Origin of the sequence: Arboricoccus pini, from assembly GCF_900187945.1 — a bacterium.
In the GTDB taxonomy this organism is placed as follows: Bacteria; Pseudomonadota; Alphaproteobacteria; order Geminicoccales; family Geminicoccaceae; genus Arboricoccus; species Arboricoccus pini.
The window spans coordinates 78,893-103,244 of record NZ_FYEH01000008.1 but is presented as its reverse complement, the minus strand read 5'-3'; the positions used below and the strand labels follow the sequence as shown (position 1 = coordinate 103,244).

Annotated in this window: 21 protein-coding genes and 1 pseudogene; 11 read left to right on the top strand and 11 right to left on the bottom strand. The window is 59.7% G+C overall.

The genetic code is table 11. The features are described from left to right. Positions 1-10 precede the first annotated feature (10 nt). The 5 genes from CFB17_RS12470 (at position 11) to CFB17_RS12450 (ending at position 5,249) form a co-directional block, all read left to right on the top strand. Positions 11-781, top strand: coding sequence for an SDR family NAD(P)-dependent oxidoreductase (locus CFB17_RS12470; protein ID WP_088561884.1), 771 nt, complete (start codon positions 11-13; stop codon positions 779-781). 271 nt (positions 782-1,052) lie between these two features. Further along, positions 1,053-2,003 carry an aldo/keto reductase gene (locus CFB17_RS12465; protein WP_088561883.1) on the top strand — a complete coding sequence of 317 codons (951 nt, stop codon included), beginning with the start codon at positions 1,053-1,055 and terminating at the stop codon, positions 2,001-2,003. Positions 2,004-2,073: 70 nt separating this feature from the next. Next, a complete protein-coding gene (locus tag CFB17_RS12460) occupies positions 2,074-3,420 on the top strand; it encodes a PQQ-dependent sugar dehydrogenase (RefSeq protein ID WP_243389869.1) in 1,347 nt (448 codons plus the stop codon). 84 nt (positions 3,421-3,504) lie between these two features. Beyond that, positions 3,505-4,374: an aldose 1-epimerase family protein gene (locus CFB17_RS12455; RefSeq protein ID WP_088561882.1), complete on the top strand. Its 870-nt coding sequence runs from the start codon at positions 3,505-3,507 to the stop codon at positions 4,372-4,374. Between the two features lie 50 nt (positions 4,375-4,424). Further along, positions 4,425-5,249: a Cof-type HAD-IIB family hydrolase gene (locus CFB17_RS12450; protein WP_207762058.1), complete on the top strand. Its 825-nt coding sequence runs from the start codon at positions 4,425-4,427 to the stop codon at positions 5,247-5,249. A 71-nt stretch (positions 5,250-5,320) separates the two neighbouring features. On the opposite strand, the gene CFB17_RS12445 is transcribed toward CFB17_RS12450, so the two are convergent. The 8 genes from CFB17_RS12445 to CFB17_RS12410 all read right to left on the bottom strand — a co-directional run bounded on the left by CFB17_RS12445 (position 5,321) and on the right by CFB17_RS12410 (position 13,942). Beyond that, positions 5,321-6,109, bottom strand: coding sequence for a creatininase (locus tag CFB17_RS12445; protein WP_088561881.1), 789 nt, complete (start codon positions 6,107-6,109; stop codon positions 5,321-5,323). A 1-nt stretch (position 6,110) separates the two neighbouring features. Next, positions 6,111-7,637, bottom strand: a complete 1,527-nt coding sequence (locus tag CFB17_RS12440) for an amidohydrolase family protein (protein ID WP_088561880.1) — start codon at positions 7,635-7,637, stop codon at positions 6,111-6,113. 32 nt (positions 7,638-7,669) lie between these two features. Continuing rightward, positions 7,670-8,770, bottom strand: a complete 1,101-nt coding sequence (locus CFB17_RS12435; protein WP_088561879.1) for an ABC transporter ATP-binding protein — start codon at positions 8,768-8,770, stop codon at positions 7,670-7,672. 3 nt (positions 8,771-8,773) lie between these two features. Beyond that, on the bottom strand, positions 8,774-9,577 hold the full coding sequence (locus tag CFB17_RS12430; protein WP_088561878.1) for an ABC transporter permease: 804 nt from the start codon (positions 9,575-9,577) through the stop codon (positions 8,774-8,776). Further along, complete coding sequence (locus CFB17_RS12425; protein ID WP_207762056.1) at positions 9,574-10,404, bottom strand: ABC transporter permease; 831 nt, start codon at positions 10,402-10,404, stop codon at positions 9,574-9,576. Before CFB17_RS12425 ends, CFB17_RS12430 begins: the two co-directional genes overlap by 4 nt. Positions 10,405-10,575: 171 nt before the next feature. Then, positions 10,576-11,736 (bottom strand): ABC transporter substrate-binding protein, encoded by a 1,161-nt coding sequence (locus CFB17_RS12420; protein WP_088561877.1) that lies wholly within the window; start codon positions 11,734-11,736, stop codon positions 10,576-10,578. A 40-nt stretch (positions 11,737-11,776) separates the two neighbouring features. Next, positions 11,777-13,189, bottom strand: a complete 1,413-nt coding sequence (locus CFB17_RS12415) for an amidase (protein WP_088561876.1) — start codon at positions 13,187-13,189, stop codon at positions 11,777-11,779. Between the two features lie 57 nt (positions 13,190-13,246). Continuing rightward, positions 13,247-13,942, bottom strand: coding sequence for a cyclase family protein (locus tag CFB17_RS12410; protein WP_088561875.1), 696 nt, complete (start codon positions 13,940-13,942; stop codon positions 13,247-13,249). Positions 13,943-14,506: 564 nt separating this feature from the next. Between CFB17_RS12410 and CFB17_RS12405 the strand changes: the two genes are divergently transcribed. Beyond that, a complete protein-coding gene (locus CFB17_RS12405) occupies positions 14,507-15,445 on the top strand; it encodes a LysR family transcriptional regulator (protein ID WP_088561874.1) in 939 nt (312 codons plus the stop codon). A gap of 139 nt (positions 15,446-15,584) precedes the next feature. Here CFB17_RS12405 and CFB17_RS19950 read toward each other — a convergent pair. Beyond that, positions 15,585-15,914: pseudogene (locus tag CFB17_RS19950) on the bottom strand (5,10-methylene tetrahydromethanopterin reductase); the annotation flags it as partial. A gap of 966 nt (positions 15,915-16,880) precedes the next feature. Here CFB17_RS19950 and CFB17_RS12395 point away from each other — a divergent pair. From CFB17_RS12395 to CFB17_RS12380, 4 genes are read left to right on the top strand one after another with little or no spacing between them, the layout of a single operon-like run. Then, complete coding sequence (locus tag CFB17_RS12395) at positions 16,881-17,918, top strand: methionine ABC transporter ATP-binding protein (protein WP_088561873.1); 1,038 nt, start codon at positions 16,881-16,883, stop codon at positions 17,916-17,918. Next, complete coding sequence (locus CFB17_RS12390; RefSeq protein WP_088561872.1) at positions 17,915-18,622, top strand: methionine ABC transporter permease; 708 nt, start codon at positions 17,915-17,917, stop codon at positions 18,620-18,622. Before CFB17_RS12395 ends, CFB17_RS12390 begins: the two co-directional genes overlap by 4 nt. Before the next feature lie 52 nt (positions 18,623-18,674). Continuing rightward, positions 18,675-19,622 (top strand): MetQ/NlpA family ABC transporter substrate-binding protein, encoded by a 948-nt coding sequence (locus CFB17_RS12385; RefSeq protein ID WP_088561871.1) that lies wholly within the window; start codon positions 18,675-18,677, stop codon positions 19,620-19,622. 27 nt (positions 19,623-19,649) lie between these two features. Further along, positions 19,650-21,035: an LLM class flavin-dependent oxidoreductase gene (locus tag CFB17_RS12380; protein WP_088561938.1), complete on the top strand. Its 1,386-nt coding sequence runs from the start codon at positions 19,650-19,652 to the stop codon at positions 21,033-21,035. 86 nt (positions 21,036-21,121) lie between these two features. On the opposite strand, the gene CFB17_RS12375 is transcribed toward CFB17_RS12380, so the two are convergent. After that, entirely contained in the window at positions 21,122-21,802 is a 681-nt protein-coding gene (locus tag CFB17_RS12375; RefSeq protein WP_133063901.1) for a hypothetical protein, read from the bottom strand. Positions 21,803-22,016: 214 nt separating this feature from the next. Continuing rightward, entirely contained in the window at positions 22,017-23,039 is a 1,023-nt protein-coding gene (locus CFB17_RS12370; RefSeq protein WP_207762053.1) for a helix-turn-helix transcriptional regulator, read from the bottom strand. Between the two features lie 251 nt (positions 23,040-23,290). On the opposite strand from CFB17_RS12370, the gene CFB17_RS12365 reads away from it, so the two are divergent. Continuing rightward, positions 23,291-24,343 (top strand): ABC transporter substrate-binding protein, encoded by a 1,053-nt coding sequence (locus CFB17_RS12365; RefSeq protein ID WP_165769593.1) that lies wholly within the window; start codon positions 23,291-23,293, stop codon positions 24,341-24,343. The last annotated feature ends 9 nt before the right edge of the window (positions 24,344-24,352 follow it).

The following is a 24,352-nucleotide window of genomic DNA, read 5'->3' as shown; positions in this document are numbered from 1 at the left end:
GAGAAGGCACATGTCGGAGAGGATCTTCGCCGGAGCGAGCGCGCTGGTTTCCGGCGGGGCAGGTGGGTGCGGGGCCGAGGCCTCGCGCAAGCTGGCCGCGGCCGGCGCCAGGGTAACGATCGTGGACAGGCAGATCGATCTGGGGAAGGCGCTGGCGGCCGATATCGTCGCCCAGGGAGGTGAGGCCGTCTTTGCTGCCGCCGACGTTGCCAAGGGAGCCGAGATCGAGCAGGCGGTGAAGGTGGCAACGGACACCTTCGGCGCGCCTACGCTCCTCTTCAATCACGCGGGCACGATCGTCGTGAAGCCGTTTCTCGACACCAGCGAGGCGGACTATGACTGGTTGATGGACGTCAATGTCCGCTCGATGTTCCTGATGACTAAGGCCGTGCTGCCGGGCATGCTGGCGAGAGGAGGCGGTGCCATCGTCAATACCTCCTCGATCTCCGCCGTCGCCGCGACCCCCATGGAAGTCCTCTACGGGACGACCAAGGGGGCGGTACACATGTTCTCGCGTGCCATCGCGGTGGAATTCCGCGATCGCAATATTCGCTGCAACGCTGTCTGCCCGGGCTTCATCCGAACGCCGCACGGCATGCGGGAGGTGGAGGCTTTGGAAAGGCTGGGCGTCGACGTGTCGGAGAGCACGATGGCCGTCCAGCAGGGACGCATGTGCGAACCGGGCGAGGTGGCGGACGCCGCACTTTTCCTCCTCTCCGACAAAGCCCGCTTCATCAACGGCACGCATCTGTTCGTCGATAACTGTTTTACCGCCGCGTGACGCGGCGGATTTCAATCGACGCGGCGACAGACCATTAGCGCGAAATAAAACTGCATCGATCCATGCCAAATCGTACAGACTTTGGGAGCAACCATATAAAGTAGATTAATTTTCTATAACTACGCGTATTACGCGATGCCGTTAGCATCTTCGTGCATGGACATCCTTGCTTTCTCCTTGCTTGATTAATGAGAAGCGGAAGCGTCGTCTCCCGTTTTCAAATTTGAGTACTGGGTTACATCCCGTACTGATAGATTCGAGGTAGGATTCCATGGAATTTCGTGCACTCGGCCTGACGGGACTGCAGATTGCACCCATCGTCTTCGGCGGTAACGTCTTCGGCTGGACGGTCGATGAGAAAACCTCGTTCGATCTCCTCGACCAGTTCGTCGACCTGGGGTTCAACGCCATCGACACGGCCGACGTCTATTCCATCTGGGCGGAGGGCAACAAGGGTGGCGAATCGGAAACGATCATCGGTCGCTGGCTGAACGCGAACCCCGGCAAACGGGAAAAAGTTTTGATCTTCACCAAGGTTGGGGGAGATATGAAGAAGGAAGGGCACAAGGGCCTTTCCTGCCGCTGGATCACCGAGGCGGTCGAGGACTCGCTACGACGCTTGCAGGTCGACTATATTGACCTCTACCAGTCCCACTGGCCCGACCCGGAGACGCCGCACGAGGAGACACTTGGCGCCTACCAGCGACTTTTGGAAGCTGGTAAGATCCGCGCTATCGGCGCGTCCAATTATGATGCGGGTCTGCTCACTGCCGCTTTCGAGGCCTCCCGCACCCACGGCCTCCCGGCCTATCAGACCCTGCAGCCAGAATATAATCTCTACGATCGCGAGGGTTACGAATCTGGGCCACGCGAACTCGCGATACGCGAGAACCTGGGTGTAATTCCCTATTACAGCCTTGCCTCGGGCTTTTTGACGGGCAAATACCGGGCTGAGGGAGACCTCACGGGACGCAAACGCGGCACCGCCGTTGGCAAGTATCTGAACGACCATGGATTTCGTATCATTGACGCCCTGGACAAGGTGGCACTGGAGCATGATGCGAAGCCAGCCGAGGTGGCGCTGGCGTGGCTCATGGCTCAGGACGGCGTGACCGCCCCCATTGCCAGTGCCACTTCGAGGGAGCAACTGGCGAGCTTTGCCAAGGCGGTCGAACTTAAGCTGAGCGTCGCCGATACCGATCTTTTGACCGGCGTGGCATAGGCTTTACCGCAACCATCGCCTCGCTCGCTCATTCCATTGATCCATAAGCCCAAGCGCGAGGACAAGGTCGATGGGACGCGGCACGAAGCTTATGCTGACAGGGGCGATGGTTGTGCTGGCGGTGGCGGGGCTGGGCATCAAGATCGTCTTCTTCCCCGAGAATGCCAGCCTTGACGTCGCCGCCGGCACCGGTCCGTCGCCACAGCTGCCGGCCCCTAACAAGACCTTGGTGCCAACGATCAACATTGCTCCAGCCGTGGGCTGGACCGAGGGGCAGGCGCCCGCCGTGGCCAAGGGGCTCGACGTCCGGGCCTACGCCCGCGACCTCGATCATCCGCGCTGGCTGTTCACATTGCCGAACGGCGACGTCCTGGTCGCCGAATCGAACAAACCCAAAGCGGCGGAAAAGAAACCCTTCAGCCTGAAGAGTTGGGCTGCGGGCATGATCATGTCGCGGGCTGGGGCGGGCGATCCAAGTGCAGACCGGATCACGCTGCTGCGCGACACAGACGGCGACGGTACGGCCGATCAGCGCGAGGTGTTCCTGGCTAACCTGCGTTCGCCCTTCGGCATGGCCCTCATCGGCAACGACTTCTATGTAGCCAACGCCGATGCACTGATGCGCTTCAGCTATCAGCCTGGGGCCACCCGCATCGAGGGAGGGGGCATCAAGGTTGTCGATCTGCCGGCCGGCATCAACCACCACTGGACGAAGAACGTCATCGTCTCGCCCGACGGCGAGCATCTCTATGTAACCGTTGGCTCCAACAGCAATGTCGGCGAAAACGGGATCGATAGTGAGAAGGACAGGGCGATGATCTGGGAAATCGATCCATCGAACGGATCGATGCGGCCTTTTGCGACCGGTCTGCGCAATCCCAACGGTATGGCCTTCGAGCCAGAGACGGGCAAGCTCTGGGCAGCCGTCAACGAGCGCGACGAGATCGGCAGCGATCTCGTGCCCGACTATGTCACCTCCGTGCAGGAAGGGGCCTTTTATGGCTGGCCCTACAGCTATTACGGCCAGCATGTGGATGAACGCGTCAGCCCGCAGCGCCCGGACCTGGTGGCCAAGGCCATCGCACCCGATTATGCCCTAGGTCCGCATACCGCCTCGCTGGGAATCGCTTTCGCGCAGGCCAGTAGCTTGCCGCAAGACTGGCGCCAGGGTCTGTTCGTGGCCCAGCACGGCTCATGGAACCGCTCGCCCAAGAGCGGTTACAAGGTCATTTTCGTGCCGTTCGTCGCCGGCAAGCCCGCCGGATTCCCCAAAGATTTGCTTACGGGGTTTCTGGATGCCGGCGAAAATGCGCGCGGCCGGCCGGTCGGTGTGGCGCTGGATGGCAAGGGCGCCCTCCTGGTGGCGGACGATCTTGGCAACACGATCTGGCGCGTGAGCGGCGCCCCTGGCTCATAGAATCCGCCGCAGGCGCTTCCCCAGACTCGGCAAAGCGCTCTACTCTACCCTCGCGGGCACGCCACAAGCTGAAGGATCGCTTTTTTGGATCGCATCGATATCGGAAACGGCTTGATCGCGGCCGCGATCAAGCTTCACGGGGCCGAGCCCTGTTCGCTTAGCGACCAGGCGGGCAGGGAGTTTCTCTGGCAGGCGGGGCCGGCCTGGCCACGGCACGCGCCCCTGCTTTTCCCCATCGTCGGTCGCTTGAAGGATGATCGGCTACAGGTGGATGGCCGGGACTACCCGATGAAGCAGCATGGCTTTGCCCGTGACCTGCCCTTCGCCCTCAAGACACAGGACGAGGCGAGTTGCACGCTTATCCTGGAAGACAGCGAGGCGACCCGCAAACAGTTCCCCTTCGCTTTCAGGCTCGAGGCAAGCTACCGCCTGGAGGGCACCACGTTCACGGCGGTCTATGTGGCGACGAATACCGGCCCGGACGTCCTGCCGGCCTCACTAGGTGCGCATCCCGCCTTTTCCTGGCCCCTGCTGTCGGGCCTAGCCAAGGACCAGCACCGCCTCGTCTTCGAGCAGGAGGAGAACGGGCCGCTCGCCGGCATTGTCGACGGGCTCCTCGGCAAGGTGGACAGGCCCTCGCCGATCGAAGGCCGGGTTCTTTCATTGCGCGAGGAGATTTTCGCGCGGGACGCATTGGTCCTGCCGGCGGTCAAGAGCCAGAGCGTGCGCTTCGAGGCACCGGGTGCTCCCGCCTTGCGCGTCGCCTGGGACAATGCGCCGGAACTCGGACTCTGGATGAAGCCGGGTGCTGATTTTCTTTGCATCGAGCCCTGGCACGGCTTTGCCAGCCCGGTCGACTTCGATGGACCGTTCACGGCCAAGCCCGGTCTTTGGCTCATTCCCCCCGGCGAGAGCCGCCAGATGTCCTGGTCGGCTTCGATCGAAGCGGCTTGAGCGATATAAGTTCGAGCAACAGACCGTCTTCATCTATTAAAGGAAGCCGCATGCCTGAGAGCATCATGCCCGTACGCCCGATCCGTCTTCTCCTCTCGGATGTGGACGGCACGCTGGTGACACGTGACAAGGTGTTGAGCCAGGCCAACATCGATGCGGTCAGACGGCTTGGGGAGCACGGAATCGGGTTTACCGTGACCAGTGCCCGGCCGCCGCAGGGGCTGGCCATGCTTATCAAACCGCTAAGGATCGAGCTGCCGGTCTCAGGCTTCAATGGCGGGCTCTTCACCCAGCCGGACTTCAAGGTGATCGAGGAACGGCGCATCGGCCTGGCGGAAGCGAAGGCGGCACTCGCGGCCTTCGATGATGCGGGGGTCAGCGTCTGGCTCTTTACGGCCGAGCATTGGGTCGTGCGCGATCCCGAGGGACCGAGAGTGGATCACGAGACCTTCACCATCGGTTATCCCCCACGCATCGTCGAAGAATTCGACGATGCTCTCCTGGGAGCGGCCATCAAGATGGTGGGAGTGAGTGACGATCACCCGGCCCTGGCCGAGCTGGAGGCCCGTATGCAGGCGGCGTTCGGGGCACGGATCGCTGCCAGCCGCTCGCAGGTCTATTATCTCGATATCACCCATCCGAACGCCACCAAGGGGACCGTCGTCGATCGTCTAGCGACCCTCCTGCGCATCGACGCAACCGAAATCGCGACGATCGGCGATTCAGCCAACGACGTTGCGATGTTTGAGCGCTCGGGCTTCGCCATCGCCATGGGCAATGCGAATGAGACGGTGCGCGCCAAGGCACAGGCGGTCACGGGATCGAACGAAGAGTCGGGCTTTGCCCAGGCGGTGGAGCGCTACCTCCTGGCCTGAGGCCAGTCTCTCAGAGTACCTGTACCAGCTCATCAACCAAACGGAGCACCTCGACGAGTTCGGGCCGCTGGTCACACATTCGACGTTTGCTTGTCGAATGCCTTGCTGAGAGCCTCGGTGATGTCCGCCACCACCTGAGTCCAGACGGCCGCGCCTTTTTCTGCCGACGCCGACGCCGCAGGCGACAATACGCCGGTGGCCGGGATGGGGCGTGTATCGAAAGGGTAAATGTCGAAGGGTGGAAATTTCGCGGGTGGATCGTTGGGGATGAGTTCCCTACGCACAAGATCGGGCCGGATGTGCAGCATCAAGGAGGTTTCCATGACTGCCGCGTGTTCCAGTTCCCAACTAGGAGATCCATCGGGAAACAACAGTTCTTCCGTTGTTTTGCTAATGAAATCCCAATAGCCTAATTTGACTATTCGCAGATCAGTATTTCTGAACATCTTCTGATCGCGAAGGGAAAGATCGGCAGCTTCAACGAGAAACCACTGATTTTCCATATGCCCGTCGAACAAGACGATCTTGCGCAGCCCGTGACGCGCCAGCTCGTTGATGACGTTTCGCACGAGGCCGACCAGGACCTCGCCATCGAGACTGACCGTGCCTGGGAAGTGATTGCCACCCCCCGTCTTCGGCTGCGATTTGTAGCCATAGGCGATGGGCGGCGCCACAAGGCCGCCCATTCGCTCGGCGACGGCCTCAGCCAGCGCTTGTGGCAAGAGCGTGTCGGTTGAAAGCGGCAGATGCGGTCCATGCTGCTCGACCGAGCCGACGGGTAGAATGATGATCGGGTCGGACTTGACGCAATCGACGAAGTCATACCAGGTAAGATCGGCCAGGAGAGACCGGGCGGGCATCCTAGCTTGCCTTCGCCGGCCATATGTCGCTGGCACCAATAAGACGATGGATCCCGAGGTCCGTCTGATTGCAGCGCCGGTAGACGGCATCGAAATGCGGCTCGAATGCCTTGTTCGCCCGCTCAACGCCTGCATGGTAGGCGTTGAAGCTTGGCATTGCCGCCTGGAGCTCCGCTAAAAGCGCTGCTTCGTCGATTTTCGTCAGTCGACCATTTTCGACGACGATCTCGCCGTTTACCATCACCTTTTCGATTGATGAGCCGTTCTCGCAATAAACGAGATGGTTGAGGATGTCGTTGCGTGGCGTGAAGCTCACCGTGTTGAGGTCGAGAACGAGGAGGTCCGCCTTTTTGCCCACCTCGAGAGAGCCGACCTCGCGATCGATCAACGCGCTGCGGGCGCCGGCAAGTGTGCAGGCGTGGAGCACCTCTGCAGCACTCAGCCATTTCTTGTAGTCAGGGGTCGTGACCTTGTGGATCAGGCCACAGGCATGCATGACGTCGAACATGCGCGGCGTGTCGTTGGAGCAGATTCCGTCCGAGCCCAGAGCGACGTTGACGCCAGCATCGAGAAGGTCGCGAACTGGCGCAATGCCGGAGCCCAGCTTTTGATTCGAGATGATGTTATGGACGATGGAGACTCCTGCCTCGCCCATCAAAGCGATGTCGTCGGGGGTCACCCAGACGGAATGCGCAATCGTCGTGCCGGGATGCATGAGGCCGAGATCGGCCATGTAGCGCATCAATGTCTTGCCGTAGAGGGCTGGCCCGGTGACGCCCTGCACCTTGGTCTCGACGATATGGGTGTGGAACGGCACCTTCCATTCCAGGGCGAGTTCGTTGACCGCCTGCATCAGTTCGACGGTGCACCGTTGGGGAGCGGAGGGTGCGAGCATGAAACGAATACGACCGGAACGGCCATGGAAGGCTGCATATGCCTCCCTGGCGAAGTCGAGATATTCTTCGGTGGTTGGTGGCGTCAGCTTAGCGACCTCCGCCTGAAGGTCGGTTGGCACGTATTCACGCGAGAATGGGATCGAATCGAGAAAATCCCGATCCATCACGTGGCCCGAGACGGTCGCGCGAATGCCAGCATCATCGTAGGCTTGGACTGCCGCGCCCAATTGGCTGAAGGACTGACGTGGCGCTTCGAAAATATCGTCGGTCAGCGACGTGACGCCCGTCTTGAGCGACTCGATCGCGACGACCATCGAGCGAAGATAGATCATCCTTTCCGCGAGCGCTTTCGCCCCGAGGATCGGGTAGGAATAAAGCATCCATAGTTCAAGCGGGAGGTTGTCGTAGCGACCCTTGAACAAGGCCTCACCCGAATGCAGATGGGCGTTGATCAGGCCCGGCATAACAAGCTTGCCCGCCCCCTCGATGAGAGTTGCACCCTCTGGCACAGGAAGGTTAGCACCAATGGCCTCGATGCGATCGCCGACGATGAGGATGTCGCCGGTGAACGGCGTACTTTGATGGCGGCCGCCCATGGCAAGGATGGTGGCGCCCCGGATGAAAGTTGGCATCGTCTCACTCCATGAGTTGAGCGGAAATGGGATCAGGCCGGAAGGAAATAGCCTTCGTCTTCCGACCAGCGGGCGATCACGGTCTGACCCGGACTTAGCGGACTGAGCGGACTGTTCTCGATCTCGTGCAGTGGACGCTGGATCCGCAACTCGGCGCCCCCCAGCGTTTCAAGAAAGACGGTGACAGCCGAACCGATGAATTCCAACGTCAGAACACGCGCCTCGATCTCGTTACCTGTACCTGAGCGAGCAGGGAGCATGTCGATGCAATCGGCGGCTATCACCAGCGTCACCTCTGCTCCTGTCTGGAGCACGCGATCGGTTGGGGCCCGGGCAAGGGTACTGCCGAATGGACCGTCGACCCGCATCAGGCCGTTGCCCGCGTCGACGGCGGTCCCAGACAACAGATTATTGCCGCCCACAAATTCGGCGACGAAGCGGTTGGCGGCGCGACGGTGAATTTCGCGCGGTGTGCCTATCTGCTGGACCTGACCTTCGTTCATAAGGACTACCCGGTTAGCCATGGCGAAGGCCTCCGAATGACTATGCGTCACGCATACGAACGTGATCCCGAGGTCGCGATGCAGACGAACCAGTTCCGACTGCATGCGAACGCGCAGGTGCGGATCGAGCGCGGAAAGCGGCTCATCCAGAAGCAACATCTCAGGTTCCAACGCTAGGGCACGCGCCAAAGCTACCCGCTGGCGTTGCCCTCCGGAGAGCTGATCGATGCCGCGATCTGCGTAGGCAGCGATCCCCAAGCGCTCCATCCATTCAAAGGCTTTTTCTCGACGCTGCCGGATCGGCATTCCGCGTTGCTTGAGGCCGAACTCGATGTTCTTACGGACCGAAAGGAACGGGAACAGGGCATAGTTTTGCCAGACCAACGGTGCGTTGCGCTTCCAAGGTGCATCCTCGTTAAGACGTCGTCCCCACAGGCGAATTTCGCCTCCGGTCGGTTCATCGAGGCCGGCAATCATGCGCAGTGTGGTCGTCTTACCGCAGCCCGAGGGGCCCATGAGGGCGATAAACTCTCCCTTGGAGATGGTAAACGAGACATCGGCCACCGCCAGCGAATCGCCGTAACGCTTGGCGACGCGGTCGATCTCAAGCATCGTGAGTGTATTCGTCATGGTTCAGGTTCTTTTGCTGCTGCGGTCGGCGCGATTGCCGATGAGGACCTGGGCGATGACGACCAAACTCATCGAGACCACGAAGACGATGGCGCCGATAGCATTGATCTTCGGCGACACCTGTCCTTGCAGCATGGCCAGAACGCGGACCGGCAATGTCTCGTTCACGCCGGAGACAAACCAGGCAATCATGAATTCGTCGAAGGACACTGCGGCGGTGAGGAAAATCGAAGCCAGGATCGCCGGAAGGCAGAACGGGATGACGACTCCGCTCACGGCGGCCCAGGGCGTAGCCCCAAGATTCCAGGCGGCGCGCTCAATATCCGGATCAAGGTCAGCAAGACGCATGCGGACAAGCGCCATCGCGAAGGGAACGGCCAGCACGATATGGCCGACCGCCACGCCGGTCAGAGTGCCCGATAAGCCCAAGCGCCCCTCGAATGTCAGCATGGCGATACCGAGGATGACCACGGGCACGGCTGGTGGCAGGGCGATGAGGGCCGTATAGACCACCTTGCCGAGGAAGCGATACCGGTAGTCGACGTAAGCCGCGGCAAAGCCAAGGAAGCTCGCGACAATTGCGGTGGCGCCAGCAACGATCAAGCTGTTGATCAGTCCGCGCAGGATCGTGGCGTCGGCAAAAACAGCCTCGTACCAGCGGACACTGAAGCCAGCCCAGGGCAGACTGGGGAAGCGATCGGCATTGAAGGAGAAGATGATCGTCGAGACGATCGGAGCGAAGATGAAGGCCAGGAGAAGCGCAGTCCAAAGGAATAGCGCTCCACGTCTCAGGTGGTGGGCGTTCATCCGCGGCCTTTCTTGCGGCCGCCATAGGCAAGCGCCAGCATTGCCGTCATCACTACGATCAGCGTCAAAATCATCGTGACAGCTACCACTGAGGCGCGTGGCCAATTGTTGCCCGACTTGACTTGATCGGCGATCAAGATCGACAGGGTGGGAGGGTTCGAACCACCGAGATAGAGTGGCGCTACATAGTCGCCAAAGGAAAGGACGAAGGCGAAAGTAGCGGCGAGAACGAGACCGACACGCGCTGTAGGGACGATCACCGTCAAGATCGTCCGGAAACGGCCACAGCCGAGATTATGCGCCGCCTCGATCAGATCTCGTGGCGTGTTCATCAAGGCGAAGGTCTGCAACAGTAAAACGAGCGGCAGGGTAAGGACGAGATAGCCGACGACGGTTCCGGTCGGGGTATCGAGAACCGAGACCGGGCCCAGGCCGAGAGGTGCGATCATCGCATTGATGATGCCCTCCGGGCTGAAGAAGATCTGCGTTGAATAGATGCGTACGGGATAGGAGGTAAAAAACGGGACCACCAGCATGAAGATCAGGAATCGTCGGGTTCGCGGCTGGAGGCGGAAGGCTAAGGTATAGGCCGCTGGAAAGGCGGACAGGCTGGCGATCAAGGCCGTCAGCAGGGCAAGCTTGAAGGTATAGATATAGGCGCTGCGAAAGAAGCCGGCCTTAAGGATGAACATCCAGTTGGCCAACGTCATGTCCGGAGTCAGCCGAAAGCTCCGCACCGACCAGAATGTCATCGCTACAAGAAAGCCTAGCGGCACGACGAAAAAGGCGAACTGCCATAGAATCGGCGGTATTGCCCAAAACGCCACAAACCGCCGGCTCCCCTTGGCGGATGGCAATCGTCTCGTCGGCGGACGGATCGATGCGGATGAATCTGGGGATGAGGTGGCCATGGCGACTTGAAACGGGGAATGACTTGGGAATTGGGGAGCGATCAGGTCGTCGCGCCGATGCGAAGAGTATCGCATCGGCACCACGAGTCACATCGACTTGAATTCAGACCAGGCGTCGTTCCAATCCTCAATCGACTGCTGGATCGGCGTCTGACGAATTGCGATCTTGCCGTCTTTATACTCGTCCATGACATTGCGCGCGTCATAGGTGAGGCGCAGCGCCTTCGCGTCGTCGGGATGTTCTTTGTTGAGAACGTCCCAGCCTTTTTTGTTGGGAATTGAGGCCCAATAGGCCGGAAGGATCGCCGAGCGCGCCTGACCTTCGGGTGAAGAGGCATATTGGATGAATGCCTTGGCCAGATCTTTCTTGGTCGACGAGGACACGATCGACATCGATTCGGTCCACTGGATGCCGCCTTCCCGGGGAACGGTGGCCGAGATCGGCACACCGCTCTTTTGCAGCAACAGAACCACCCAATCGCCGATCCCGGGGATTACCGCGGCCGTCCCATTCGTCAGCATCGAGAACTGGTCGGCCATCGAGTAGAAGCCCGAGGCCTGCGGATGCAAGGAAAACAAGGTATCTTTCAGCTTGTCGAAAGCATCGCTCGGAATGTCGTAGGGCGACTTGTTGCCGTTGTAGAGGCTAAGGCAGCCCATCGTGGGCAAGTACCAGTCGAAAAACCCAACCTTGCCCTTGAGCTTGTCGTCCCAAAGTGCCTTGTAGGATTGAACGTCCGAGTCACTCACCATATCGGTGCGATAGGCTATGCCAAGATAGCCGAACCTGATCATCACCGAATAAAGATCGTTTCCAACCCAGTGCAGAGGAAAATGCTGGAATTCCGGCCAATAATCCTTGAGTGGATAGTCGGATGGGTCCAGCTTATCTATAAAATTGCTTTCCTGAAGCATATGGATGTATTCGGCATCCGCCAGGACGACGTCGAACGATCCTGGAGGTGATTGATTCATCAGCGCCAGCATCGGCTCACCGCCGACATACTCTTTCGCAACGACCTTGCAGCCGTATTTGTCTTCGAAAGGCTTTACGAAGGCCGGATCGCCATGGCCAGGCCAGCTCAGGAGGTTGAGTACCTTATCGTCGGCATGGGCGGGCGCGCTCGTCGTCGAGATGCCGATGGCCGCCGCGCCAGCAGCCGTGCCGGCGCCCTGGAGGAAGCGGCGACGATTGAAGGGGTGAAGCAAAGCACGGAAATCCGTGAACTTTCCATCGAAGTCGGTCATCGGGAACGTTCCATCATTGGGTTTGGTTGGGCCACCGCCGCTACGTCCCGGCAAACAAGGGTGGAGTGAGGGGGCCTTCAGGTCTGAGCCGTTCCACGGCGGAAGCGAGCCTCACAAGATCAGCCTCCGCCAAGGCGCGGGTGACAATCTGCAGGCCCACGGGCATGCCGTTGGCATCGACTCCGGCGCAGACGGAGGCGGCCGGATGGCCGGTCAGATTGAAAGGATAGGTGTAGAAGACCCAGCTCACGAGATTGCGGTCTGTGAGATGGGCAGGCATGTCGCTGCCCGCTTCCAGGGACGTCACCGGCAGCACCGGCGAAATGAGCGCATCGTAGCGCTCGAAGAAGCAACGCATCTCGTCGCGCAAGGCGTAGCGGTCGAAGACAGTCTCGTAGTATCGGCGCATTTCCTGCCCGAGAGCGAGATCGAGGACATCGGCAACAGAGGGATCGAGAAGGTCGCGCCGCTGTTCGACGACAGAGCGCAGGCGCGTGCCAACTCCGGCATAGAATTCGGCGATCCACATATCGGCAGGATCCGCCGCGAAGATAGCGTCCACCTCCTCGACCCTTGCGCCGAGATCGCTCAATCGCCGTGCCGCCGCCTCGGTGATGCGAAGAACCTCGGGATCGGGCCGCGCGTATCCAAGCGTCGGACTCCAGGCAACGCGCATGCCCCTGATGGGGGCGCCGACCGCGGCCTCCACCTCGGGCACCGGTCCTGCCACGCTGAAGGGATCGCGTGGGTCGTAGCCGGCAATACTGGCGAATACCCGCGCGGCATCTGCGATATCACGGGCGATGGGACCCACATGGGCCAGAGTTGGCGTAGCCGAGGTCGGCCAGACAGGCACGCGTCCAAACTGGCCTTTGATCCCGGCGAGGCCGGAAAAAGAGCAAGGAATGCGGATCGAACCGCCGCCATCCGTGCCAAGCGCGAACGGCGTGACAAAGGCCGCAACCGAGGCCGCAGCGCCAGCACTAGATCCCCCTGGCGTCTTGTCGAGATTCCAGGGATTACGTGTGATGCCGGTAAGTGGACTGTCGCCGACCGGCTTGCAGCCGAACTCGCTCGTCGTGGTTTTGCCGATCAGAATAGCACCAGCCGCCTTCGCTCGTTCGACCGCCGGGGCGTCGACGACGGCGATATTATCCGCCATCGCTCGTGACCCAGAGGAATAGCGCGCGCCCTTCACCGCCATGAGGTCCTTGGCGGAAAAGGGGATACCGTGCAAAACGCCGAGATCTTGGCCCTGCATCACCGCGCCCTCGGCGACGCGGGCAGCCTCCATCGCCTCCTCCTCGAAGATCAAGAAGAAGGCGTTGAGGCTCCCTTGAGTCGCAAACGCGGCATCAAGAGCAGCTCGCGTGACCTCGACGGGCGAGATCTCCCGATGAACGATGAGGCTGTGAAGCTCTCGGGCGCTCATACGCGTGAAAGAGGCACTCATGGCGGCGTTTTCAATAAAGAACAGTGCCGGGTCGTGCTGCCGCGCGGCATGGACTCATCAGTTGACAAGCGCGAAGGCACGTACCGGCGAGCCGGAGCCACCCTTGAATTTGAGGGGGACACCGAAGAACTGGAACTCGCCGAGGCCAATTAGTTCCTCGAGATTAACGAGCCATTCCCAATGGCTCATCCCGAGCTCACGGCAAAGCCGGTGCTGTGCAAAAATATTGTCGCTGGGCTTGTCGGTGGAAGGTCCCTCCACGCCCTGCATCATCGAGCCACGGTCATAGAGCCATCGCGTTGCCTCGACGGTAAGCAACGGATTCTTCCAAACCGAGTCGGGCTTGGGATAGTTGCGAGCATGGAAGCCGGTGCAGAGAAGGACGATATGACCGTCCACCTTGACGCCTGCTTTCGCCTCCGCTGCTTCCATGTCGGCGACGTTGATCTCACCCAGGTCCGGGATGTGCCGCAAATCGAAACACACGGCCTTGCCCATGAACATCTCGAGCGGCATTTCATCAATGGATGCGCCCGTCGGCTTCACATGGCGAAAGGCATCGACGTGAGTCCCCACATGGTCCAGCATGGAAATAAAATTGGTCTGGAAAGTCATGGCATCGCCCGGCACGCCGAGATTGAGCGCCTTGGAACTCTCGTGGGTCAGATGGGTAGTGAGGACCGGGCGTTGAAACAGCTTGTGCGCCGGCATGTTGTCCTCGATCAGCAAGCTCAAATCGACGACACGGGACATAGCTCAATCCTTGGAAAGTCGTGGAGAATCCGGGGGAAATCTTGAACGCCGGCGAGCTGGTGACGCCGGAAGCTTTAGTTGACGAGACGTCTCGACCCGATCAGGCCGGGCCGGAGATGCGGTAGGTGTGCTGATGTGTAAACATCGAACTGCGCTAGGGCTTATGCGCCCGAGACGGCTTATGCCTTGGCACCGTCAAGATCGCTCAAGCCGATCGGCGCTAGGGATCGGCTAAAGCTAAGTCGTTGATCCGCACGTACTTACGTCTCCTCGCGCGTATCATTCTGCTTCGACGACCTCGTGACGATGCCAGTGCATCGATGTTCGACGCCAAGCTAGTGATGCTGGAGAGTTATCGTCAAAGACGATTTTCCGATCGGCGGTATTTGCAAAACCTATCGCTATAAAATATAGGCATATCTTATAGACCGTTTTGCCGACTATATAATTGATATGTAATGATATTATAGAACAGTATGGCCATAGTTTGTGCATATAGTCTAAATTTTAGCCGTTTGACATTTGGGCGCCCTACGGCAGACATGCGACCGAAAGGTGGCGGCCATGGATTTGCGTCAACTCAAATATTTCATTCAGATCGCGGAGTGCGGCAATCTCTCGCGCGCGGCGGAAGTTCTGCGCATTGCCCAGCCTTCGCTCAGTCAACAGATGCGCAATCTCGAGGGTGAGTTGGGTGTCGATTTGCTTGTACGTCATGCTCGGGGCGTGACGCCGACCGAGATCGGGCTTCAATTATACGATCATGCTCGCCGCATTTTGCAGGAAGTTGAACGTACGCGCGAGGTTATACGCTCTCAGTCCCTGACCCCGTCCGGCCGAGTGTCAGTGGGACTACCGACCTCGGCTTGTCGCGGGCTTTCGTTGCCGCTGATAAAGGCGATGGCCGTGCGCCAGCCGAACATCACGCTTCACATCGTCGAAGCGATGACAGGCTATATCGACGATTTCATCACGATGGGGCGCCTCGACGTGGCGTTGCTCTACGACCACAAGGCGTTCGAGCATGTAGCCTGGACCGAGATGATGGCCGAGGACCTGATGCTCTTCGTTCCCCCCGACCATCCCCTGGTGAGGAAAGCTAGCGTTACATTTCGTGAGATGTTCGACCTGCCAATCGTTTTGCCTGGCGCGCCGAACGTCATGCGCACCGTGATCGAGCGGTTTGCCGCTCGTCACGACGTCAGCCCCAAGGCCATGGCTTGCGATAGCTTGCCAGCCATCGCCCGTATGGTCCGCGAACGTTTGGCGCTAGCGGTCATGCCGCATTTCGCTTTCGGGGACGAACTGGCACGCGGTGAGATGGTGGCCATTTCCATCCACGACCCCACACCGTCTTGGCGCTTATCGGTCGTCGTGTCGCAACGGACGATGAACCCTCGAGGCAGCGAGGCGGTCGCCGAGGTTATGGCCGACGTCATTGCACAAATGGTGGATGCCGGGCTTTGGCGGGCGCGTCTCCTGACCGAACGTGGACGCCCATAGGGCCGTGTCTGATCAGTCCGCGTCGTCGATGTAAGCATCGAAGTGGCTGGAACACTTGCCAAGCGATGCGCGGAACGCCGCCGAGCACGTCGCCCAATACCCAGGCCGGTAGCCTTATAGGGATGAATCGCCTCGAAGGCTCAAAGGAGGTCGACGCGGTGATGCCGATGCCCAGATGCTCGGTCGCGAGCGCGATCGGTGCCGCCAGTTGCAAGGGATCGTTGACCGGAATTTGCGCCGCCTGCTGGATGGCGTGGTAATTACTGCCCTTATAGACATCGTAATAGCCGATCACGTCGGCGATGAAGATGCCGTCAAAGATGCCCCGCTCCAGCGTGCGCGCCAGACCCTGCCAATAGTCCAGGTCCTTGTATGTCCAGGACCGGTCGCGCGGATGCGCCCACAGCCCCGGCGACTGGTGACCCACGCAGTTCATGTCGAACGCGTTGAAATGAATCTGTCGGGACATGAAACCCTCCACATAACCGCCGGGAAACGATGATGCCCACGTTGCGCCACTAACCCTATTGACTCGATAGACAACCAAGGGAAATATCTCCGTGGAACGAGGAAATTCAGACGCGTACGCGACAAAGCTGCGCGTTTTTTTTTAAGAGACGGCGCTCGCATCAACATAGGCAGGCCCATCAACCCTAAGAGCCCATGTGGATCAGCATCGATCGCTCGACCGCCCAACGGCACATCAGGGGAGGACCAATGACCTGCCGGCCAATTATCGGAATGTAACTACGGAAAATTCGGACATACTATTCGCTAGCCCGACGCCACGTAGCAATCACGAAGTGTCTTGAACCGAAAACCATAAAAAGATGCCTCATTCGCGAAAGAACGGCATAAAATACATCGTAATATTGATTGCCTTGAGAGCTTGAGTCTTACCTATCATTGAAACTGTCCATATAACGTGTGTCTTTCTTAAAAAACCACACGACAGCCCGTCCGCTGTTTGTATGGCGGACGTTAGGCCGGTCAGAGAGACGAAATCATTGATCCGCATGTCCTTGTGGACGTACTTACAGTGACGCCGGAGTATCCAATCTTGATTGAGAAGAGTTATATTATCGGTAATTCTCGTTTATTATATCTATCAAGATACCGATGTTCAACTTTTTCGACAGATATCTCATCGGTTTGAATATAATGGTGAGAATTTTACACAACGATATCCAGAGATACGAGCGCGAACTCGTCGTTATGCATCAATACGAATATTGTTGTTCTAGCACGCATCCTAGGCTGGCAGACCGACATCCAGCGCCGGATTTCACTATCCGATGTCGAACGGCAGTGCATGCGGTGCCGACCGGTGCCTGTTGTCGAGCCGAAACCAGCGACATCCCACAAGGGTCGCCGGCACATCGGCTAGGTGGTGATTACAGCCACGATTCTTGCGCGAATCGTCACGGATACATAAATGATTACCATCACCAATCTTTCCAAAAACTTTTCGGACGGTGATCGGCATTCGATTGTCCTCGATGCCATCAATCTTTCTGTCGAGCGCGGGGAAATTCTCGCCGTAGTCGGCCCCAGTGGGGCTGGTAAAAGTACGCTCGCCCGCTGCATCAATCTGCTTGGACGACCCAGTTCGGGATCTATCGTTGTCGACGGGGTCGAGTTAACCGGCCTGCGCGCGGCCGAACTGCGTGTCGCCCGGCGATCGATCGGGACGATTTTCCAGGCGTCGCACATGCTAAGCAGGCGTACGGCCGCCGAGAACATCGCCCTGCCGCTTGAGTATATGGGTGTGGTTCGGGAAGAACGGGACGCGCGGGTGCTCGAACTGCTGGAGCGCGTTGGTCTGGCGCAGCATGCGCATCGTTATCCCCATCAACTCTCTGGCGGTCAACGCCAGAGAGTCGGCATTGCTCGCGCCCTGGCTCTGCGACCGTCCGTGCTCCTTGCCGACGAGGCGACATCCGGCCTCGACCCCGACAATGTCGAATCGGTCATCGCCCTGCTGCGAGAGCTTCGGCAGGATCTCGGCCTGACGATCCTCATGATTACCCACGACATGCAGATGGTCCGCAAGATTGCAGATCGCGTGGCGCGCTTGTCGCACGGAAGGATCATCGAGAGCGGCCCGCTCCTTGATCTGCTCGTCGATCCGGAATCGCAGCTCGGCAACCTGCTTCTTCCATCCCCGAGCGGGGAGGACGATTCGATCGACGGAGGCGGCCAGGTCTGGCGGGTGGTCTACGGGAGCGATCACGTCGCTCCAACCTGGCTGGCTGCCATAAATCGGGCGCTGGGAGCAGAGGTCCACTTGCTGACCGCCTCGATCGAAACGATTCGGCGACATCAGGTAGGTCATGCGACGATCAGCCTGCCTGCCAATCTTCCCGAAGCGAATATTCGTCGCTTCCTGAGCGAGCAGGGACTTCAGGGCTACCTCGTCGCCTCGCCGTCGAAAGGCGGGCGGGAGAAGGTCGGCGAAAGGATTGAGGTATGAGCGCCGCCGAGACGTTCGGCCGGGAAGCAGCAACGACGCTGCCCGGGACGCCCTGGTCGAAACTCCCTGAACTACTGGTTCCAGCATTCGGCGAGACAGTTGTGATGGTCGGGGTCGTGATGATCATCGTCTTTGCGCTGGGGCTGCCTCTGGGCGTAATCGCCCATAATACCAGCCCAGGCGGACTCTTTCCTCGGCCGCGTTTGCATGCGGCCCTCAACGCCGTCATCAGCCTGGGTCGGTCCTTGCCCTTCCTCGTGCTCATGGCGGCGATCATCCCCTTCACCTTGCTGATCACCGGCACGACAATTGGCATTCCAGCGGCGATTGTCCCCATGGTCGTCGCGGGCACGCCGTTCTTCGCAAGGCTTGTAGAGAACGCATTGCGAGAGGTGCCACCGGCGATAACGGATCTGGCTCGGGCTTCCGGCGGATCTGACTTGCAGGTGATAGCTCATGCGCAGATTGCTGAAGCTTGGCCAGCTATTATCGGCAGCATGACAGTCAATACGATTGCAATGATCGAATACTCGGCAATCGCCGGAACGATTGGCGCCGGAGGCATTGGCTACGTCGCCGTTACCTACGGATACCAGAGGTTTGACCACACTGTCATGATCGCCACCATGCTGATCCTGATAGCGACGGTCGCAGTCGTGCAGGCCGTCGGTGACTATTGCGTCCGCCGCGCCAGACGACGCTGAGCAAATCCATCCGGTCGGTTCCGATCGAAAAACCATCGCGAAAGACTTTTCCATGAACAGCCAGAATCACCGGCCGTCCGCCGACCAGACGACCGGTCAGAGCTTCACAATCAAACGCCGCCGTCGCTGGCCGTGGGTGACGGGCCTCATCGTGCTCGTGGCTGTGATCGGTGCGGGCCTCGCGTCGTTTCGTTACGCCGGTGAGGCCTCAACGATCCCGGAGCCCGGCAGCGTCCTTGATGTCGCCTATCTGGAAAGCAATCCGGCGGAACAGGCGATCCTCGAATATGTCAGCAGCACGCTCGGACCCGCTCATGGCGTGAAGGTGAGGGGGGTTTCGCTCAGCGACAGCACGCAGATCAACAGAGCCGTTTCCGACGGCAAGATCGCCGGTACCATCTTCCAGCACCGTTACTGGCTGGGGCAGGTCATGGCGGCCAACCCTGCCTTTCAGGAAGAACCGGGCACGGGCCCGATCTTTCACTGGATCTTCGGGGTCTGGTCCGAGAAATATCACGATCTGCAATCCCTTCCCCAGGGTGCCAGGATCTCGATCCCGGCCGATCCCGCCAACGAAGCACAAGCGCTCTGGCTTTTGGAGAACGCCGGTCTGATCAAGCTTCGCCCCGGTGTCGAACCCTGGACGGCAGGCCTCGACGACATCAGCGAGAACCCACGGAATTTCTCCTGGACACTTCTTGACCTTGGCGCGCAACCGCGCGGACTGACCTCTCTCGACGCCGTGATCGGCTATGCGGAAAGCTTTCTTGCTTCCGGCATTGCGCCCGAGAAGCTGATCTATAGCCCGAAATCGCCGGATCAGTTCGCCTCGGTTCTGACGATCGGCAGTCGCTATCGAGATACCGAGAACATCAAAAACCTGATCAAGGCTTTCGAGGATCCGAAGCTTCAGACCTTCATCTTTAACGATCCGCGCACAAAGCCGATCGTCTTGCCGACGACGGACAGCCCGTCGACCTCCACCAATGCCGGTCTCTAGAGATCGCTGCATGACATGGTGAACCGCATGGAACGACGAGAGCTCCATCTGGGCCTGAACGTGCTTTCCGACGGCATGCATCCAGCCGCCTGGCGCGCGCCCTATACCGATCCCGTGGGCTTCATGAAGCCGTCTCAATGGCAGCAACTTGTACAGGTGGCCGAGCGCGGCACTCTGGATGCCATCTTTCTGGCCGACAATCTCCATCTCGCGATCGACGACAACGGTAAGATCGACCAGCCGCCGCTGGCATTGGATCCCATCGTCCTGCTCTCAACCCTGGCATCGCAGACCAGTCACGTCGGCTTGGTTGCGACAGTCTCCACATCGTTCGAGGAGCCTTACAATGTCGCTCGGCGAATAGCATCGCTCGATCACCTGAGTGGCGGTAGAGCGGCCTGGAATATCGTGACGACTGCCGAACATCGCGCTAGCGCCAATTATGGCGCCAGGCCACAGCCACCGCGCGAGGAACGCTACGCTCGCGCCGACGAATTCGTCGAAGTCGTGCGGGCACTCTGGGATAGCTGGGACGACGACGCGATGGTCGCCGATCAGGGATCGGGGGTCTTTACCGCGCCAAGGCGTATTCGCGCCATTGATCATCATGGGGCCTATTTCAAGGTCGCGGGGCCTCTCAATCTGCCGCGCTCGCCACAGGGCCAACCCGTTCTGTTCCAGGCCGGTGGCTCAGAGGGCGGCCTGGAACTTGCCGCCCGGCATGCTGATGCCGTCTTTACCTCGCAGGCGACGCTTCCCGATGCTCTGGCTTATGCGCGCGATCTGCGTGAGCGGACCTCAAGGCACGGCAGGCCGGCGGATGCGGTGCGCATCATGCCCGGGTTATCGTTTATTCTGGGCGGCACGGAAACCGAAGCCCGCAGGCGCGCCTTCGAACTCAACGAACTCGCAGGCGATCGCCGGCTCGCCATTTTCGCCTGGCAGCTCGGTGTCGATGTCCATGAACTTGCCTGGGACCGAGAGCTGCCACCTTGGCTGTTCGACAAGTCGCAACTGTCGCGTAATTCTCAAGGTGCGCGCGACATCGTTCTCAATCTGGCACGTCGCGAACGGCTGACCGTCCGTCAACTTCTCGATCGAATCCAATCGTGGCATCGGCTGGTGATCGGCGATCCCGAGCAACTTGCAGCGACGATTGCCGAATGGTTCGAGGCCGGTGCTGTCGACGGCTTCAATCTGATGCCCGATGTCGAACCGTCGGGTATCGAAGCCTTCGTCGATCACGTCATACCGATCCTGCGAAGGCGTGGCATCTTTCGCCGCGAGTATAAAGGAGCGACATTACGCGATCATCTTGGGCTGGCTCGTCCGAGCGCGGTTTTCCCGAGCGGAATCTCCTTGCCTTCACCACCTACGAGGCTCGAAGTGGAGGCGTACAGTCTCGCGCGGTAAGCAGCCTGAGTTCGCTTCGATCCAGAGACGCGGCTTGAGGAGACGATCGGGTTCTCGACACAGCTCTCTCCCCAGGGCGAGGCGCTTCACATCAATATCGCCTCCTCCTGCTCGGCGCAGCGCGCAAGGATTTGGAAATCGCTAAGGACCTGAACTGACCACTGATCGTCAACTAGACCATTTGCGCGCTGCTCAACAATCTTACCGCGTCGGGCGCGGCTTTCGTGACCTTCGAAGTCGCGCATATATTCCGCAATCACTTCACTCTCGTGGAGCGCTTCGTCATCGGCTCTTGAGGCGGGCAGCGCGATCAGTGGCGTCCGGCAGTGCTTGCCGGCAACATTTTTGGGCTCGCCACCACGGAGCTCGACCGCAGCAGGAATGACGGCGATGCGAACTTCAAAACCGTACTCAAGCCCGACGGAGACAATTTCCGGCTTGACGAAAGTAAGCTCTACAGCACCGGCACCTTTTACGCGGAATGGGTTGTGGTGCATGCTGCGATGCCAATCGGAGAAGACGTCTCGCTGATCATCCCGACGAGCCGAGACGGGGTGAGGTGGTTGGACGACCGGGATGGGGTCGGGCAACGCGTGACTGGCAGCGGCACCACGAATTTCCACGCCGTCAGTGTCGCCGCCGAGCACGTAGTGCTGGCCGCGGTCGATGAACTCGACCGAGTGGCCAGCGCTCGAGAGCGGGGCAACCGCCTTCGAAGAACTCGCACAAGGAGCCGCCGCGATCACCGCCAAGGCAAAGCTGATCACCGATGAGTTCGCGCTTCGCGCCACCTCGGCGTTATTCGATATAGGTTGTCTTCCGACTGGCACTGCTCGTCTGGGTCGTTCTCGGCCGTAGTGCCGGCGGTATTGGCGAACTTGGAATACTAGCTCCTGCTCGGCAGGCCTCGCGGCTGCCGTCGGTGTTGCCTGCGCCCGCATGACGAGCAGAGATGGCGATCGCGATTGAAAAGAGGCCTGGCTAATGGCTCGTCAGGATCGTCGACAACAATTCGCGTTCACTTGTGATGTCGAGCTTGTCGTAGATTCGCATTTTGTGATTTTTAACGCCACCTATCGATATGCCCAGGCGGCGCGCGATCGAGGCGTTGTGATGTCCTTCGTAGCAAAGCTGGACGATCTGTCTTTGTCGGGCCGTCAAGCGGTAGCGATGGACCAGTCGGTTGAAACGGACTTGAAGATCCTCCAACGTGCGCCGAAGGACGAAAAGACGCGCTCCATCCCGAATGACGCTGGACCCGTCGAGAGGTGCCTGAAGCACGTGCCAACCGGCCTTTGCCGGCAGGACATATCCGTCCCCGCGCGGCAAGGATGTGGGCAATGTCTCCGTCTCAAAGGCCTGGCGGACGGCGGTCGACCAACCAGGCGACTGGTGCAAGATGGCGCCCTCGCCGGTAAGGACGAGGAATTCGCTATGTGGGTCGCCCGGTTGACTGGTCATCGCCGCGACTTCGCGTTCCAGGAGGCGGATCACATGCTGGCGATGCATTTCCAACAGGATTTCGAGCAGCTCGGAGGCCAGCCACAGCTCTTCTGGCGCGAAGGTCCCGCTCTGGCGGTCCAGGCAGAGAGCCAGGAAACTCTGTTCATTCAACGGCAGGAGAAGAGCGAGCTCGTCGGCAATGCGAAGGTCCAGATCGAGATAGCGCGCATAAGCCCCATCAAGGGGCAGATTGGCGCAAAGGGTCCTCAGGCTGACGGCGCGGCGAGCATCGTTGGGCACCGTCCGCATCAGTGGGTCCAAATGCCAGAGCGTCTTCGTGTAGGCGGACTTGGCACCCGGCGCCATGCCCGATTCTGAGATGATGCGAGGTTTTGCCGCCGTCTCATAGCGGGCCATGATCCAAAAATCGCAAGGGATCAACGGCGCGACCGCATTGATCACCGTCTCATAGAAATCATCATGGCCGATACAGGCAAGGACACGCGCCATGCCGTTGCCGAAGCCGGCAGGCATTTGCGACAAATATGCCTGGCTGCTCATTCAGGCGTCATCCCGACCCGTGTCAAATAAAGTTGACGCCACAGGCAGCAAGAAAGCCCCGGTTTCCCGATCGGACTGGTGACGGCAGTCACTATAGGCGATCCGACGCGCGGTGGCTTATAGATCCGCCGTGCTCCGCAATGATAGTTGCATTCGCTGCGAATGGGAATGGTTGCATGTTCAGGTCTTGCCCGCGAAACCGCTCTTCTTCGAGCCGCCGCGACGTTCTGCGATTTGGTGCGCAGGCAGCCATGTTCGCGACCATTGCCTCGCAGGTCGACCTCACCAAAGCAGCCTATGCTGGCGAGACCAAACTTACCGGCCCGTTGAACGTTTTGGCCTGGGCCGGCTACGACGATCCTGAGCTGATGCGTGGCTTCACCGAACTGACCGGGGTCGAGCTTAATATCAAGCAGGCCGAGAGCAATGGCGCCCAGCTGAGCCTCGTCCAGGCAGGCACGGTCAAGTTCGATGTGATCAACCCCGACGCCGTCTGGACCGAGAAATTCGCCGCCGCCGGGCTAACGTTGCCTATCGACACGACGAAGCTCAGTTCTCTGGGCGACACGCTGCCGAGTTTCCGCAATCGGCCGGAAACGGTAGTGGACGGTAAGGTCTACAGCATTCCGACGCGCTTTGGCGTGAATGGATACGTGTTCTGGCCTGACAAAATCTCAGCCGCCGCAGCGGCCGATGCGGGTCTCGCCTGGGATAAATCTCTCAAGGAGCGGGTCGAGATCATCGACTGGCCTGAACTCTATCTTTGGATGACCGGCAAGTGGGCCGGCCTTGCCAAGCCCGAGGAGGCAGTCGGTGCCGACCTCGATAGGATAATGGAGCGGATGGCGGCCTTCCGGCCAAATATGCGTGCACTTCAGGCTGATATGGGCACGGTCAAATCCGACCTTGCGAATCGTGAGGCGTGGCTCGTATGGGGCTCGTCCAGCGACAATGTCCGCACGACGGCGCGCTTGAATGGTGCGAACGTCGATCTGGTGATCCCCAAGCAGGGCGGCGCCATGTGGATGGAGACGCTGCAGATTGTCCGGGGAACCGAGCATCTGGCGTCGGCGCTGGCCTATATCGATTACATGACGAGCGCGAAGGCCATGAAGCAAATGGCCTGGGGAGCCGACAAGTTTGCCGTTACCAACTCCAAGGTCAAAGATCTCCTCACCGCCGATCAGGTCAGGACGTTGGGTCTCGATATGATGGAAGAGTGGGTCGCCAATTGTCAGATGAGTCAGGCGCCCGTCGACGAAACCGCCTGGGCTGATGCCTGGCAAGCGTTCAAGATGGGCTGAGGCGGGACG

Coding starts and splice junctions, on each gene's coding strand:
- CFB17_RS12470 (WP_088561884.1), top strand. CDS start 11: ATGTCGGAGAGGATCTTCGCCGGAGCGAGCGCGCTGGTTTCCGGCGGG.
- CFB17_RS12465 (WP_088561883.1), top strand. CDS start 1,053: ATGGAATTTCGTGCACTCGGCCTGACGGGACTGCAGATTGCACCCATC.
- CFB17_RS12460 (WP_243389869.1), top strand. CDS start 2,074: ATGGGACGCGGCACGAAGCTTATGCTGACAGGGGCGATGGTTGTGCTG.
- CFB17_RS12450 (WP_207762058.1), top strand. CDS start 4,425: ATGCCTGAGAGCATCATGCCCGTACGCCCGATCCGTCTTCTCCTCTCG.
- CFB17_RS12445 (WP_088561881.1), bottom strand. CDS start 6,109: ATGCCCGCCCGGTCTCTCCTGGCCGATCTTACCTGGTATGACTTCGTC.
- CFB17_RS12440 (WP_088561880.1), bottom strand. CDS start 7,637: ATGCCAACTTTCATCCGGGGCGCCACCATCCTTGCCATGGGCGGCCGC.
- CFB17_RS12435 (WP_088561879.1), bottom strand. CDS start 8,770: ATGACGAATACACTCACGATGCTTGAGATCGACCGCGTCGCCAAGCGT.
- CFB17_RS12430 (WP_088561878.1), bottom strand. CDS start 9,577: ATGAACGCCCACCACCTGAGACGTGGAGCGCTATTCCTTTGGACTGCG.
- CFB17_RS12420 (WP_088561877.1), bottom strand. CDS start 11,736: ATGACCGACTTCGATGGAAAGTTCACGGATTTCCGTGCTTTGCTTCAC.
- CFB17_RS12415 (WP_088561876.1), bottom strand. CDS start 13,189: ATGAGTGCCTCTTTCACGCGTATGAGCGCCCGAGAGCTTCACAGCCTC.
- CFB17_RS12410 (WP_088561875.1), bottom strand. CDS start 13,942: ATGTCCCGTGTCGTCGATTTGAGCTTGCTGATCGAGGACAACATGCCG.
- CFB17_RS12405 (WP_088561874.1), top strand. CDS start 14,507: ATGGATTTGCGTCAACTCAAATATTTCATTCAGATCGCGGAGTGCGGC.
- CFB17_RS12395 (WP_088561873.1), top strand. CDS start 16,881: ATGATTACCATCACCAATCTTTCCAAAAACTTTTCGGACGGTGATCGG.
- CFB17_RS12390 (WP_088561872.1), top strand. CDS start 17,915: ATGAGCGCCGCCGAGACGTTCGGCCGGGAAGCAGCAACGACGCTGCCC.
- CFB17_RS12385 (WP_088561871.1), top strand. CDS start 18,675: ATGAACAGCCAGAATCACCGGCCGTCCGCCGACCAGACGACCGGTCAG.
- CFB17_RS12380 (WP_088561938.1), top strand. CDS start 19,650: ATGGAACGACGAGAGCTCCATCTGGGCCTGAACGTGCTTTCCGACGGC.
- CFB17_RS12370 (WP_207762053.1), bottom strand. CDS start 23,039: ATGAGCAGCCAGGCATATTTGTCGCAAATGCCTGCCGGCTTCGGCAAC.
- CFB17_RS12365 (WP_165769593.1), top strand. CDS start 23,291: ATGTTCGCGACCATTGCCTCGCAGGTCGACCTCACCAAAGCAGCCTAT.